The sequence below is a fragment of the Roseateles sp. P5_E4 genome, from assembly GCF_054049255.1.
This window is the reverse complement of the sequence record NZ_JBFUMS010000004.1, coordinates 229,192-243,340: the sequence shown is the minus strand read 5'-3', so window position 1 is coordinate 243,340 and position 14,149 is coordinate 229,192. Positions and strand designations below refer to the sequence as shown.

The window sequence follows — 14,149 nt, the reverse complement described above, 5'->3', positions numbered from 1 at the left end:
CCCGCCATCGCCTTCTTCAATGGACCGACCGGTTCAGGGCAGGGAACTCAGCGCCTCGGCACGGGGCAGGTAAGCGCTGAAGATCTTGTAAAGGGTGCCGTCCGCCCGCATGGCCGCGACGGCATCCTGGATCTTGCGGGCGTCGCTTTCGCGGACCCTGGCCTTGGAAAGCGCGAAGCCCGCAGCGTAGTTGTCGTCCGGGAAGGCATCGATGACCGTGACCCGGCCCTCCAGCTTGCTGTCCGCAAGAATTCGCCCCCACACGACAGGTTCGGACAGAAAGGCCGCGTCACGCCCCAGCGCGACGAGCCTGGCCGCCATGTTGGCGTCGGCGTACTCGTCCACCCGCCCCTGCTGGCGCAGCTTGGCGATCCACTGGTCCCACTGCGGGCCATGCCTGAATCCCTTGACGACCGCCAGGCGCAGTTCGCCGTGCTCGGCGAACGTCTCCAGCGTGGGCACCGGATAGGGCAGGCCTTCTCGAACCAGCAGCCGGTTGCGCCCGCTCATGTAGATCACAAACCGCGCAAAACCATTGCGTTCATCCGTCTCGATGGCCGACACCGTCATGTCGAGGCCGCCATGGGCCAGGTCGGCCCAGGTGCGGACCCTGGAGTCCACGAAGGTCTCGAACTTGCAGCCGGTCCGGCGGCCCACTTCATCGACGATGTCGACGTCAATGCCCGCCGTGCTCAGCCCCGCACGGCGAAAGGCCAGCGAACCATATTCATACAAGGCCACGCGGTAGGGCCCGCACGCGACCGGCTGCGCCAGTGCTTGCACGCTGGCTGTGGCCAACCAACCAGCCGTCACCCACATCCTGACCTTGCCCATGCCTTCACTGCCCATCAAAGCTGGGCCAAGTATCTATTGGCGGCGGGGAGGAGGCGCATGGAGCCGCATTCGCTGACATCTTTGGCCTTGCCCGTGATTGAAACCGTGGAGGGCGGCTTAGCGACTGCGGACAATCAGCAGCACAAGGAGCCGAGAACCCCATGCGCATGATCCTGGTCACGTTGCTCTCGCTGCTAAGTCTGTCGCAGGAGGCGGCTGCCTGCAGCGTTTTGCCAAGTTGGCGCCCGCCCACGGTGGAGACTGCGCTGAGCCAAGCTGCGGTCGTGCTTCAGGCGAAAGTCATCGCGGTGCAGCGTGAAGCAGGAGTGTCTCTGGCAACCGTGTCGGTTGAGCACGTGCTTAAGGGCAAGTATTCAGGCCACATTGTGGAAACAGGCGGCGGCAGCCTCTGTGGGATAGGCACTTTCAACGTTGGTCAGACCTACGTGCTCTTCTTTGAACAGCGCGGAGAGTGGTGGGTTAATGCGCTCGTGCAGCCTCATGCCACGGCGGTGCTCGGGTCGCGTCGTCTGGACGCGAGTGAAGTGATTCCAGCCGTCGCTGCGATCTCGAAGCAAATTGGCGAGGTGCCTGGCGTTTGGGTGCCAGAAACCCAGTGGGATTTGCCGGCGTATAAAACGACGTTGTCCCACTTGAAGCTACTGGCGGAGCGTGAGCAGGAATACCAGCTACAACTTAGGCATCGGACTTGGTTGGTGTGGGCTGGCCTGGCGCTCGCGCTGATGGCGGGCTTCGCAGGAGCAGTTGGTCTTCGCAGCCGGAGGCTGCGTGCCAAGCGCCGCGCATTGGGCAGCACGTTTGAACGGCCTTCGGACCAGTAGCGCGAGATGCCCGCTTCCAGCCTTTATTGGCGCTCTGTGCTTTGCTGTTCGTACTGAACCGGGTCGGGTTGGTGCGTGCAATGTTGGGAATAACTCGTTCGCACTCGTTTGCGCCGCCGTTCTTGGCCGGCATCCTGGCCAGCGTTCGTCTTGCCCTTACCCCAACGATGAGGCCAATGCCTACTGGGCGTTGCCGCAGGTGCTTGATCCAAGCATAGCCTTCATGATTTCTTGCCTGGGGGTGCAGAGGGTCACACGGCGCTTCTATTGGAAGCGTTGACTGAAGCGGCGGGTCCGCTATCAGCCGAGGCTGTGTGAGAACGCGTCAACGGACCTGGGAGCGCCCCGCCGGATTGCACCCGTCACGACGGCTGCCTCAGGATCTTCTCCATCGCCCTGCCCTTGGCGAGTTCGTCGATGAGCTTGTCCAGGTAGCGCAGCTTCTGCATCAGCGGGTCTTCGATCTCTTCCACCCGGATGCCGCACACCACGCCCTTGATGAGGGCCACGCTGGGATTCAGTGCCGGCGCCTGGGCAAAGAAGGTCTCGAAGTCCGTGGACTGGTCAAGTTGCTGCTGCAAGCCTGCGGCGTCATAGCCGGTGAGCCAATGGATGATGCGGTCGACCTCATCCTTGGTCCGGCCCTTGGCCTCGGCCTTGCGGATGTACAGCGGGTACACCCTGGCAAAGGGCATGCTGAAGATACGGTGGCCGGCCATCGTCATTGCTCCTGCGGATTCAAGGGGTCGACGGGCGATGCTGACACAAGCACCGTTCTACAGGCCGCGGTCGGCTTCACTTGGCGACTCCCCGCACCTTCATCGTGTGCGTGAGGCTCATCCGGTCGATGTCGTCGATGGACATGATCGGCGCATACATCAGGTCGGTTGGGTCGGTGGTCCGCGTCCAGCCCAGCTTCATCTCGCCGACGATGCGCATCAGCATCTTCTGCAGGCGCAGACCGATGAGCTCCGCCGACGCGGGCTTGCCGTCCTTGCTGGCTCCCAGTCGGGCCAGGGACAGCACCGAAGTGCGGGCCATGGGGCTGTGGGCCGAGTACTGGAACCGGAAGTTGCGCTCGCGCGAGTTGATGTCCCGGTCCGTGACCACGATGAAATAGGTCCGCGGGCCGGCGTCCTGCAGCCGTTTCGCGAGCGTTGTACCAAAGGCCAGATAGTCCTCGACCGCGTACTGTTGGGTGCCGGGGATGGGGTCGGCCACGCCCGAGGGCATCAGCAGCGAGGCTTTGACCCACACACCGGCTTCCTGGGTCAGCGATCGGGCGACGCCGGCCGCGAACTGCTCGGGAATGCCGTCGGTGGGGATCACGTACAGCGCCACCGCGTCCACCGGGCTAGATGGCACGAGGCGGTCCGGCTGCGCGTTCGCCAGCAAGGGGATGAGCAGCGAGAGCAGGAGGACGCGACGGTGCATGCGATGCCTGGGTCTGGGGGTGACGGGTGGCTGGCATGGTGCCACGACCCAAGATGCGCTGGAAGCGTGTCCAGGCAGGCGTAACCTCCGCTTGTCAACACTTGGCACGGCGCTGCTAGCGCGCGACCGTGCCCGGCGACTTGATGCAAACAAAGCGGCAGGAGACAAGCATGCTGGTGCAGACAACCCCCTCGGGCCCGCGGGCCGAGCGCATGGACGAAGTCGTCAAGCTGGTGCGCGCCAAGACCAGCGCCGACCAGCGCGAGACGCTGGCGGATTTCGTGCAGCGCTACTTCGGCCAGGTCGACCCGCAGGAGCTGGCCGAACGCCAGGTGGCCGACCTGTACGGCGCAGCGGTGTCGCACTGGAGCTTTGCCCGCAAGCGCGAGGTCGGCCGCGCGCGGGTGCGGGTGTTCAACCCGACGATTGCCGAGCACGGCTGGCAGTCGACCCACACCGTCATCGAGATCGTCAACGACGACATGCCCTTCCTCGTCGACTCGGTGACGATGGAGGTCAATCGCCACGGGTTGACGCTGCACCTGATCATCCATCCGCTGATGGCGGTGAACCGCGACGGCGACGGCACGCTGCAAGGGCTGGCGGCCGACGGCCTGCGTGAATCCTTCATCCATGTCGAGGTCGACCGCATACCCGAGCCGGCCCGGCTGGACGCCCTCGCGGCCGACGTGAGCCGCGTGCTCGACGATGTGCGCTCGGCCGTGGCCGGCTGGCGCGCCATGCGCCAGCGCATGCAGGACATCGTCGATGAGCTGGAGCAGCAGGCGCCGCCGCTGCCGGCAGATGAGTTGGCCGAAGGCCTGGACTTCCTGCGCTGGCTGGGCGACAACCATTTCACCTTCCTGGGCTACCGCCGCCACGGCCTGGCCAGCGTCGACGGGCAGGACGTGTTGACCGTCGTACCCGATTCGAGCCTGGGCATCCTGCACGACGTGGCGTCGCTGGATGCGGTGGCCGCCTTTGCCGCCCTGCCGCCCGAGGTGCGTGCCCAGGTGCGCCGGCCCGAGCTGCTGGTCGTGACGAAATCGACCGCGCGCTCCACCGTGCACCGGCCGGGCTACCTGGACTACGTGGCCGTCAAGCGCTTCGGCCCCGACGGCGCAGTCGTCGGTGAGGACCGCTTCCTGGGCCTGTTCACCTCCACCGCCTACAGCGCCAACCCGGCCGACATCCCGCTGCTGCGGCGCAAGGTGGCCGACGTGGTCGCGCGCGCCGGCTTCACGCCAGGCGGCCACGCCGGCAAGGCCTTGATCAACATCCTCGAGACCTATCCGCGTGACGAGCTGTTCCAGACCAGCAACGACGACCTGCTGCAGACGGCGGTGGGCATCCTGCACCTGGGCGAGCGCCAGCGCTTTCGCCTGTTCGTGCGGCGCGACCCGTTCCAGCGCTTTCTGTCCTGCCTGATCTATGCACCGCGCGAGCACTACACGACCGAGTTGCGCCAGAAGTGGCAGGCCATCCTGCTGCAGGCCTTCAACGGCAGCGGCTCGGAGTTCAACGTGCACCTGTCGGAATCGGTGCTGGCGCGCATCCAGATGACGATACGCACCCAGCCGGGCCAGATCCCCGCCTTCGATGTGCGTGAGCTGGAAGCGCGCCTGGCCTCGGCCGCGCGGCGCTGGGACGACGACCTGAAGACGGCGCTGGTTGAGGCGACCGGCGAGGCCCGCGGCATCCAGTTGCTGCGCCAGTTCGGCAGCGCCTTCCCCGCCTCGTACCGGGAAGAGTTCGAGGCCCGCGCGGCGGTGCCCGACGTCGAGCTGATGACTCGGCTCACTGATGCCGAACCGCTGGGCATGAACCTGTACCGCCCGCTCGAGGCGCCGCCCGGCCATCTGCGCTTCAAGCTGTTGCGCCGCGGCGAGCCGCTGACGTTGTCGAACAGCCTGCCGATGCTGGAGCACATGGGCATGAAGGTGCTCGACGAGCATCCCTATCGCATCGCGCCGCTGGACTCGGCACCGATCTGGATCCACGACTTCGGGCTGATGGGCAGCGCCGACGCCGAGGTCGAAGTGGCCGCACTGCACCAGGTGTTCGAGAACGCCTTCGCCGCCGTGCTGCGTGGCGAGGTGGAGGACGACGACTTCAACCGCCTCGTGGTGGCTGCTCGCCTGACGGCGGAGCAGATCGTCGTGCTGCGCGCCTATGCCAAGTACATGCGGCAGATCGGCTTTGCACTGTCGCAGTCCTTCATCGAGGCCACGCTGGCCGCGCACGCGCCAATCGCCGCCCAGCTCGCCCGGCTCTTCGAGCTGCGCTTCGACCCGGCCGGTGGCGCCAATGCCGAAGCCCAGGCCGCGGAGCAGGTCAAGGCCATCACGGCCGCGCTGGAACAGGTCGAGAACCTGTCGGAGGATCGCGTGCTGCGCCAATACCTGGCGCTGATGCTCGCCACGACGCGCACGAACTTCTGGCGCCGCGATGCGGCAGGCCAGCGGCGCAGCTTCCTGTCGTTCAAGTTCGATTCGTCCAAGGTGCCGGGCCTGCCCGCTCCGAAGCCGATGTTCGAGATCTTTGTCTACTCGCCCCGCTTCGAAGGCGTGCACTTGCGCGGTGGCCGGGTGGCGCGCGGCGGCCTGCGCTGGTCGGACCGGCCGGAGGATTTCCGCACCGAGGTGCTGGGCCTGGTGAAGGCGCAGATGGTGAAGAACACCGTCATCGTGCCGGTGGGGTCCAAGGGCGGCTTCGTGCTAAAGAAGGCGCCGCCGTCCAGCGACCGCGAGGCCTTCATGAAGGAGGGCGTGGCCTGCTACCAGAACTACCTGCGCGGCCTGCTGGACATCACCGACAACCGCGTGGGCGACAAGATCGTGCCGCCGCCGCAGGTGCGCCGCTATGACCAGGACGACCCCTATCTGGTCGTCGCCGCCGACAAGGGCACCGCGACCTTCTCGGACTACGCCAACGGCATCAGCAAGGAGTACGGCTTCTGGCTCGGGGACGCCTTCGCTTCCGGTGGCTCGGTCGGCTACGACCACAAGGCCATGGGCATCACGGCACGCGGCGCCTGGGAGTCCGTCAAGCGGCACTTCCGCGAGATGGGCGTCGATACGCAGACCACCGGCTTCACGGTGGCCGGCGTGGGCGACATGTCGGGTGACGTGTTTGGCAACGGCATGCTGCTGTCGCGCCACATCCGCCTGCTGGCGGCCTTCGACCACCGCCACATCTTCCTGGACCCGACCCCCGATGCGGAAAGCTCGTTTGTCGAGCGCGAGCGCATGTTCAAGCTGCCGCGCTCATCCTGGGCCGACTACAACGCCACCCTGATCTCGGCGGGCGGCGGCGTGCATGCGCGCAGCGCCAAGTCCATTCCGATCACGCCCGAGGTGAAGCAGGCGCTGGGCATCACCGCCGACACAATGACGCCGACCGAGCTGGTCAACGCCATCCTGAAGGCGCCGGTCGACCTCATCTACAACGGCGGCATCGGCACCTATGTGAAGGCCTCGACCGAGACCCACGCCCAGGTCGGCGACCGCGCCAACGACGCGCTGCGTGTCAATGGCGGCGAGTTGCGCTGCAAGGTGTTTGCCGAGGGCGGGAACCTCGGGTGCACGCAGCGCGGGCGCATCGAGTACGCGCTGGCCGGTGGTCGCATCAACACAGACGCCATTGACAACTCGGCCGGCGTCGACACCTCCGACCACGAGGTCAACATCAAGATCCTGCTCGGCCTGGCCGTCAGCGAGGGCGAGCTGACCGAGAAGCAACGCAACACGCTGCTGCCGCAGATGACCGGCGACGTCGCCGCGCTGGTGCTGCGCGACAACGTCTTCCAGACCCAGGTGCTGTCGGTCACCAGCCACATGGCGCCGCAGCTGATGGACGCGCAGGCGCGCTTCATGCAGTACCTGGAGAAGGCCGAGCGGCTGGACCGCGCCATCGAATACCTGCCGTCCAACGAGGAGATCGCCGACCGGCGCGGCAAGGGCCAGGGCCTGACCAACCCCGAGCGCGCGGTGCTGCTGGCCTACAGCAAGATCTGGCTCTACGACGAGCTGCTCGGCTCCACCCTGCCCGACGACCCCTGGGTGTCGACGGCACTGGTGCGCTACTTCCCGGCGCTGCTGCAGGACAAGTTCAGCAGCTATATGCAGCGCCACCCGCTCAAGCGGGAGATCATCGCCACCCACGTCACCAACAGCATGGTCAACCGGGTCGGCAGCACCTTCGTGCACCGCCTGCTGGAGACCACCGGCGCGCGCGCCTTCGAAATCGTGCGCGCCTACCTGCTGAGCCGCGAGATCTTCGGCATGGTGAGCCTGTGGCAGGGCATCGAGGCGCTGGACAACAAGGTGGCGGACGAGCTGCAGTCGCGCATGCTGATCGACACCAGCCGCCAGCTTGAGCGCGGCACCAAGTGGTTCCTGCGCTCCAACCGGCTGGTGGACGACATGGGCGCCACCATCGAGCATTTCACATCCAACGTCACCAAGCTCGCCGCGCGCCTGCCGCAGCTGCTGGATGCCGACGAGCGTGCGCGCGTCGACGCTGCGGCAGCCAGCTACATCGCCGGCGGCGTGCCGCGCGAACTGGCCGAGCGCGTGGTCACCTTCGGCACGCTGTACGCGACGCTGGACATCGCCGAGATCGCCGGCAGCGCCCGTTGGCCGGTGGAGCTGGTGGCGGCCATCTACTTCGACCTTGCGAACCGCCTGGGCATGCCGTGGCTGCGCGACAAGATCACCGCCCTGCCCGGCGACCAGCACTGGCAGATGCTCGCCAAGGGCGCCATGCTCGACGATCTGTGGGGCCTGCAGCGCTCCATCACCGGCGCGGTGCTGGCCGGCGGCGGCAACCACGATTCGCCCGACGCCCTGGTCGAGGCCTGGCAGGCCAGCAACGGCCGCACCATCGAACGCGCGGAGCAGTTGCTGGGTGAGCTGCGCGCGGTGCCGGCGCCGGACGCGGCGATGCTGTCGGTCGCGTTGCGGGAGTTGCGTGGCTTGACCTAGGCATCGCGTTTGCCGTGGCTGGTCGACATGGCTGCAGGAGATCCCGATGAGCCCTCCTTATTCCAGCGACGAACCACCCCGCGCCGAGGTCGACGCCATGGCTGGCAGCACCGTGCTCGAATTCGGCGCCAACTGGTGCGGCATCTGCCAGGCCGCGCAGCGAACCATCGGGGATGCGCTGGCAGAGCACGCACCGCTGCGCCACCTGAAGATCGAGGATGGCCCCGGGCGGCCACTGGGCCGCTCCTTCCGCATCAAGCTGTGGCCGACGCTGGTGATGCTGCAGGACGGGCGGGAGGTCGCGCGTGTCGTGCGGCCCGGCGGCACCAGCGAGATCGCCGACGCGCTGGCACGGCTCAGTTGAAGAATGCCAGCAGGATGGGCGCCAGGACCTTGGCGCTGACATCATGCGCCTGCCCCTCGACCACCCGCCGCTGGGCGCCCGGTATTGCCTTGGCTAGTTTGTCCGCCGTCGGGCGCATGAAGGGCATAGGCCCCAGGCTGGCGCTGCCGTCCATCACCAGGGTGGACGCCTTCACCTGGGCGGCGACGCCAACGGGCACGGAGCGATCCGCCCCCAGCACCGCGTTGTCATAGGCCAGTGTCGGCGCCATGGCCAGCATGCCCGGCCACGCGGGCGAGGCCTTCATTTTGGCCACCACGTCTTCCGGCGCGCCGACGAACTTCATGAACGACGTGATGGCCTTGGCACGCTGGTTGGTGGCCAGCAATCCGTCCAGCTTGGCGGTGAACGTTTTCCATTCGCTGGCGGCGCCTTCGGCCTCGCTGTAGGGGGCTTCATAAAGGGCCAGCTTCCTGACCTTGCTCCCCAGCGCCGCAGCCGCCTGCAGCGCCAGGGCGGCCCCCGAGGACTTGCCGTAGACATAGGCCGAGCCGCCGGCACTGTCGATGAGGGCCTCGATGTCCTCGACCTCGCGCTGGACCGAATAGGGCTTGGTGTCGCCGCTGTCGCTCCGACCTCGCCGGTCATAGCTGTAGACCGTCAGGCGCGTCGCCAGCAGCTGCGCCAGCTCCGCGCCGCCCGCGCGGTCAGACAGCGCGCCACCCACCACGATGACCGCGGGGCCCTTGCCTACCTTGTCATAGGTGATCCGCGTGCCATCCCGCGACTTGGCCGTTTGCGTGGTTTTTCCCTTGTCGACACCGGATGCCGCGGCTGGTGACTGGGCGTGGGCAAAAGCCACCAGCAACATGAGCGCGGCAAGATAGACCGATCGACTCAAGATGGGTGAAGTGCGCTGGATATTCATGTCCTTGACCTGGCCGAATTGCCGATAAAAAGCTCCAGCAATCGGCGTGCCTACGGCGCCTGCGCGCAACCGCTGATTAACGCAAGGCAGGGCAGGACAGGCTCAGCAGTTTGTCGCCGCGGAACTTGGCAACGATCAATTCCGACGAGGTCTTGTAGGCGTGCCAGGTCGCGTCATCAGCGCCGACGATTTCCGGGTCGCCAAGCTGGAAGTACACCTCCGAGCGATCGTCGCCGGCCTTGATCCTTGAACACCTTTCAGCCGGATAAGCCCATGTTCCGCAGCTGCCGGACAGGAAACAGGACCGGGTGATGCAGGACTCTGCTGCGAGGCTCCACTTTCCGTCGGCCGCCTCACAGCGTTTCTGCGGGCGAGAGTAGGCCGTCGCAAAAATCAAGATCCCGAAAAAGACGCCTGTGACCAAATTAGCCACGAGCGCTGTGCGGTTGAGCATCTGATGACACCTCGAACGCCGGTCAAGCGGTGATGCTACTCAGCCCGGTACAAGGCCGGGCTCCCAAGAATCGCAGAATCGCTCCGGCAAGCGTCACCGGTGCCAATGGCTAGAACGTCAGCTTCACCGACGCCGCGCTGCGCTGGGCCACGCCGTGGAAGACGGCCTCGATGTTGTTGCCGTCGGGGTCGACGACGAAGGCGGCGTAGTAGCCCGGGTGGTAGGGGCGGTCGCCGGGGCCGCCGTTGTCCTTGCCGCCAGCGGCCAGCGCGGCTTTGTGGAAGGCTTCGACCGCGGCCTTGTCCTTGGCCTGGAAGGCCAGGTGCACACGGCCGGTCAGTTGCCCCTGGGCGGCCTTGCTGTCGGCGGTGGACACGAACAGTTCATCGGCCCAGAAGAAGCCTTCGCCAGTGCCGCCGAGGGGAATGTCCAGCGCCTTGAAGACCGCCTCGTAGAAGCGCTGGCTGGCGGCCAGGTCGCGCACGACGAGTTGGATGTGGTCGACCAGCCGGCCGCGATGCAGTTCCTGGGTTTCCATGCGCGCTCCGTGCCATGGGTGAGTGGAAGAGCCATGTTAGGAGCCAGCTCCCGCCAAGAGTGTTTCAACAGGATTCAGGCCCGGTCGAGCCGACCCGTCCGTCCCACAAATCCGCAGTTCATCCGCGCGCGGCGGCGATTCATCGCCTGCCGCTCGCGGCGGGGGGCGCGTCTGCAGACACTGCAATCACTGACACAGCCAACCCCACCGGAGCCCACCATGAACACCGCCGCCAAGACCTTCGTCATCGCCATCGCCTCTGTGGCCGCCGCTGCCGCCATGGGCGTGGGCCTGGCCAACCACACCGCGACGCCAGCGACCGAGATCGTGAAGCTGGAGCGCGTGGTTGTGGTCGGCAAGCGCGCCGATGCGATGGTGGTCGCCAAGCTGCCACGCGTCGTCGTCGAAGGGCATCGCAGCGCACCGGCCGAAACGGCGGTAGCCGCAGCCCAGACGGCCGTCTGGCTTGTCTGAAACCCGCGCGGCTGTCAGTCACCCACCCGCCGCTGGCGGGTTTTCTTTTTTTCGGTCTGCAGGCTCGATGTCGAAGTGCAGGACGTCTTCCCGGACGCCCAACTTGCTGTAAAGCGCAATCGCCGGATCATCGCCGTGATCGGCCTGCACGAAGATGACGTAGAACCCTCGAGCCGCTGCGAGCCGCTGCAGCTCTCGGATCATGGCTGTCGCGATGCCCTGCCGCCGATGGTGCTCGGACACCGCCAGGTCGTAGATGTAGAACTCCGAGCGCTGCTGCTCGAACTTGGGCAGCACGTAGCCTGCCAGTCCGCCCACCACATCGTCTCCATCCAGCGCGCAGATCGCGATGAAGGTCTGGCTGCTCAGCAGTTGGCTGAGATAGCTGTCTTCCGGTTGCCACCTTGAATAGGTCGACACGTCGTCAAAAGCTTGCCCGAAGAGATCAAGCATGCGGCGCATCAAGGGCAAGTCGTCTGCGCAGAGAACTCGGATGACCATGGTGCTGGACGCTGGTAGATGTGGCCGCGTCATTCTGCGCCTTGCAAATAATGGAACCGATTCCATTCATCAACCCGGGAAAATACTGAAAGTGTCCAGCCCCCAAGGACGCTCCCCACGGATTGTTGACAGGATCTCCGCCCGTCTTGGATACTTGGTTGGAACCGGTTCCAATCTATAAACGGAGACAAGACGTGGCAAAACGATGGTTCGCGGGAGGCGCCGCCTCGCGCCTGGGCAGTTCCGCGCGTGACGCTTTACTGGGCGGCGTGATGGGCGCGGCGCTGCTGGCCGGTTGTGGCGGCGGTGGAGGCTCCGGCAGCAACGCAACCGTTCCATCACCCAGTACACCTCCTGTCACCAGCGAAGGCCTCACCCTGCTGAAAACCGACGGCACCCAGTGGGTCAACGCCAGCGGCAAGCAGGTCTTGCTCAAGGGCACCAACCTCGGCAACTGGCTGGTGCAGGAATTCTGGATGATGGGCCAGGGCGGCAATGGCGTGACCGACCAATGCACCCTCGAAGCCAAGCTGACCGAGCGCTTTGGCTATGACGAGAAGGAGCGCCTGATCAAGCTCTTTCGCGACAGTTGGATCACCACGCGCGACTGGGACCAACTGCAGGCGTTCGGCTTCAACATCGTCCGCCTGCCCATCCTGTGGAGCGCCATCGAAGACGAGAAGAAGCCCAAGGCCCCGCGCGCGGACGCCTGGAAGTATCTGGACTGGAGCATTGCCGAGGCCAGGAAGCGCGGCATCTACGTGATCCTTGACCTGCACGGCGCCCCCGGCGGCCAGACGCCCAACGACCACACGGGTTGCGCCGGCCAGAACAAATACTGGACGGACGCGCAAGCGCAGGAGCGCACCAAGTGGCTGTGGCAGCAGATCGCGACCAGGTACAAGGACGAGCCTGTGGTTGCGGCCTACGACCCCCTCAACGAGCCCTGGGGCTCCACCGCCGAAGCCATGGTGGCGCGCGTCGAGGAGCTGTACAAAACCATCCGCGCCATCGATGACAAGCACATCGTCTTGTTGCCCAGCCACTACGGCAGCATCGACGGCTATGGCAACCCGACCGCCAAGGGCTTCACCAACGTCGCCTTCGAGATCCACCCCTACCCCGGCCTGTTTGGCGACAGGCCTGGCGATTCGCCCTACATGATCCACCGCGACTGGCTGCGCTGCGGGTCGGCGGGCACCGCCGGTGTCTGCGCCTACAACAAGCAGGTCAGCGATCTGAAGCTCCCTCTGCTCGTGGGTGAGTTTCAACCCTGGCAGGGTGCGGGCCTGGACCTGGGCGGCCAGATCGGCCGTGCCACCTACGACACCTATGCCAGCTACGGCTGGGCGTCCACCTCCTGGGCCTACAAGCTGGTCAGCCCGGCGGGCGGCTCAGGCAAAGGCACCTGGGGCATGGTCACCAACGCCGTCAACAGCAACTTCGATACCGGCGTGGGCCTGGTGGCCAAGGCCAGCACCTGGGATTGCGCGGGCTGGGATTCCGGCTTCAGCAATGCCTGCGCGGTGAAGGCAGCAACCATCAAGGTGGGCGGCACCGGCCGCAAGACCTATTACTTCGTCATCAAGAGCGGCGCTTCGGGAGGCAGCAATCCCGATGTGCGCTTTGACAAGATCAGCATCACCAACACCGCCACCAATGCCGAGCTCATCACCAACGGCGGCTTCGGCTCGAACACCGGCTGGACCGAGCTGACCATCAGCGGCAAGTTGAACCTGGACTTCAACGCGTCGGCCGCGGGCAAGAGCCCGACCGGCAGCGAAGGCGCCGTCTTGCGCGTGACCCGCCCGGACGGCATCACCGGCGAAATCAATGGCGGCATCTACCAGGCCATCACCCTCGAAGGCGGCCAGACCTATGCATTGAACGGCGTATTCAAGGACAACGGCAGTGCCAACACCTGGGCCGAGATGTACCTGCTCGACAAGGAGCCGGTGCAGGGCAAGGACGTCATCGACATGAATGGCAAGGTGGATTTCACCACCGCCACCGTGGCTGAAATTGAAGCCCTGTTCAAGAGCTACACCACTCAGGCGTATGACGTGCACTCAGGCCTGGCCCAGTGGATGGTGAGCAGCACCGCGCCGGAAGTGTTCCAGTTGCCGGCGCGCCCCAGCAGCCTGAAGCTGACCGAAGGCAATAACAGCAACGCGCTCAGTTGGAACGCAAGTACCGATGCCAAGGTCACAGGCTACAACGTGTATCGCGCGATCGGCGCCGGCGGCGCTTTCGCCAAGCTCGCCGAAAAAGTCACCACCACCACCTACACGGACGCCACCGCGGCCACTGGCACGACCTATTACTACGTGGTGACTGCACTGACCGCGGCCAACGAAAGCTATTACAGCGACGCCGCAAGCACCGCCGTCCTCGCGGTGCCGGTACCGGCGACCCTGCAGGCTGAGGCCTTCACGGGCATGAACGGCGTCCAGACCGAGACCTGCACCGACACCGGCGGCGGCCAGGACGTCGGCTACTTTGATCCCGACGACTACATCGAATTCAAGATCAACGTGGCCGCCGCTGGCAACTTCACCATCGACTACCGCTTGGCGAGCGCCAATGGCAGCACCGGTTTTGAAGTCTGGGTTGATAGCGCCAAAGCTGTCGATGTCATGGCCGTTCCCAACACCGGCGGCTGGCAAACCTGGGCTACCAAAACCAGCACCAGTTTCGCCATGACAGCCGGCAGCCACGCCCTGCGCCTGAAATCCATCGGCAAGGAGTGGAATCTGAACTGGCTGAAGGTGAACGCGCAGTAAGGATCTCCAGAAGAAGTCAATCTCCCGATCCTC

General features: G+C 65.6%; 12 protein-coding genes. 5 read left to right on the top strand and 7 right to left on the bottom strand.

The genetic code is table 11. The features are described 5' to 3' along the window. Positions 1-33 precede the first annotated feature (33 nt). The gene (locus tag ACXJLH_RS10285; RefSeq protein ID WP_457443887.1) at positions 34-849 is read right to left on the bottom strand and encodes a substrate-binding periplasmic protein; all 816 of its coding nucleotides are present in this window, start codon (positions 847-849) and stop codon (positions 34-36) included. A 146-nt stretch (positions 850-995) separates the two neighbouring features. On the opposite strand from ACXJLH_RS10285, the gene ACXJLH_RS10280 reads away from it, so the two are divergent. Further along, positions 996-1,676 carry a hypothetical protein gene (locus ACXJLH_RS10280; protein WP_457390770.1) on the top strand — a complete coding sequence of 227 codons (681 nt, stop codon included), beginning with the start codon at positions 996-998 and terminating at the stop codon, positions 1,674-1,676. Between the two features lie 362 nt (positions 1,677-2,038). On the opposite strand, the gene ACXJLH_RS10275 is transcribed toward ACXJLH_RS10280, so the two are convergent. Beyond that, the gene (locus tag ACXJLH_RS10275; RefSeq protein WP_056193150.1) at positions 2,039-2,395 is read right to left on the bottom strand and encodes a DUF2200 domain-containing protein; all 357 of its coding nucleotides are present in this window, start codon (positions 2,393-2,395) and stop codon (positions 2,039-2,041) included. A gap of 76 nt (positions 2,396-2,471) precedes the next feature. Beyond that, a complete protein-coding gene (locus ACXJLH_RS10270) occupies positions 2,472-3,110 on the bottom strand; it encodes a zinc metalloprotease (protein ID WP_056193099.1) in 639 nt (212 codons plus the stop codon). 170 nt (positions 3,111-3,280) lie between these two features. Here ACXJLH_RS10270 and ACXJLH_RS10265 point away from each other — a divergent pair, with 170 nt between their 5' ends. Together ACXJLH_RS10265 and ACXJLH_RS10260 are read left to right on the top strand one after the other, a co-directional pair. Then, complete coding sequence (locus ACXJLH_RS10265) at positions 3,281-8,095, top strand: NAD-glutamate dehydrogenase (RefSeq protein ID WP_457443885.1); 4,815 nt, start codon at positions 3,281-3,283, stop codon at positions 8,093-8,095. Positions 8,096-8,141: 46 nt separating this feature from the next. Beyond that, positions 8,142-8,459 carry a thioredoxin family protein gene (locus tag ACXJLH_RS10260; protein WP_457443883.1) on the top strand — a complete coding sequence of 106 codons (318 nt, stop codon included), beginning with the start codon at positions 8,142-8,144 and terminating at the stop codon, positions 8,457-8,459. Here ACXJLH_RS10260 and ACXJLH_RS10255 read toward each other — a convergent pair. From ACXJLH_RS10255 to ACXJLH_RS10245, 3 genes are all read right to left on the bottom strand, one after another. After that, positions 8,452-9,366 carry an alpha/beta fold hydrolase gene (locus tag ACXJLH_RS10255; protein WP_457443881.1) on the bottom strand — a complete coding sequence of 305 codons (915 nt, stop codon included), beginning with the start codon at positions 9,364-9,366 and terminating at the stop codon, positions 8,452-8,454. The genes ACXJLH_RS10260 and ACXJLH_RS10255 overlap by 8 nt on opposite strands. A gap of 76 nt (positions 9,367-9,442) precedes the next feature. Beyond that, a complete protein-coding gene (locus ACXJLH_RS10250; RefSeq protein WP_457390776.1) occupies positions 9,443-9,820 on the bottom strand; it encodes a hypothetical protein in 378 nt (125 codons plus the stop codon). A gap of 109 nt (positions 9,821-9,929) precedes the next feature. Then, entirely contained in the window at positions 9,930-10,358 is a 429-nt protein-coding gene (locus tag ACXJLH_RS10245; RefSeq protein ID WP_457443879.1) for a VOC family protein, read from the bottom strand. A 219-nt stretch (positions 10,359-10,577) separates the two neighbouring features. On the opposite strand from ACXJLH_RS10245, the gene ACXJLH_RS10240 reads away from it, so the two are divergent. After that, complete coding sequence (locus ACXJLH_RS10240) at positions 10,578-10,832, top strand: hypothetical protein (protein WP_056193108.1); 255 nt, start codon at positions 10,578-10,580, stop codon at positions 10,830-10,832. A gap of 18 nt (positions 10,833-10,850) precedes the next feature. Here the strand turns inward: ACXJLH_RS10240 and ACXJLH_RS10235 are convergent, their stop codons facing one another. Continuing rightward, positions 10,851-11,333, bottom strand: coding sequence for an AAC(3)-I family aminoglycoside N-acetyltransferase (locus ACXJLH_RS10235; RefSeq protein ID WP_457443877.1), 483 nt, complete (start codon positions 11,331-11,333; stop codon positions 10,851-10,853). Between the two features lie 194 nt (positions 11,334-11,527). Between ACXJLH_RS10235 and ACXJLH_RS10230 the strand changes: the two genes are divergently transcribed. After that, entirely contained in the window at positions 11,528-14,116 is a 2,589-nt protein-coding gene (locus ACXJLH_RS10230; protein WP_457443875.1) for a carbohydrate-binding protein, read from the top strand. The last annotated feature ends 33 nt before the right edge of the window (positions 14,117-14,149 follow it).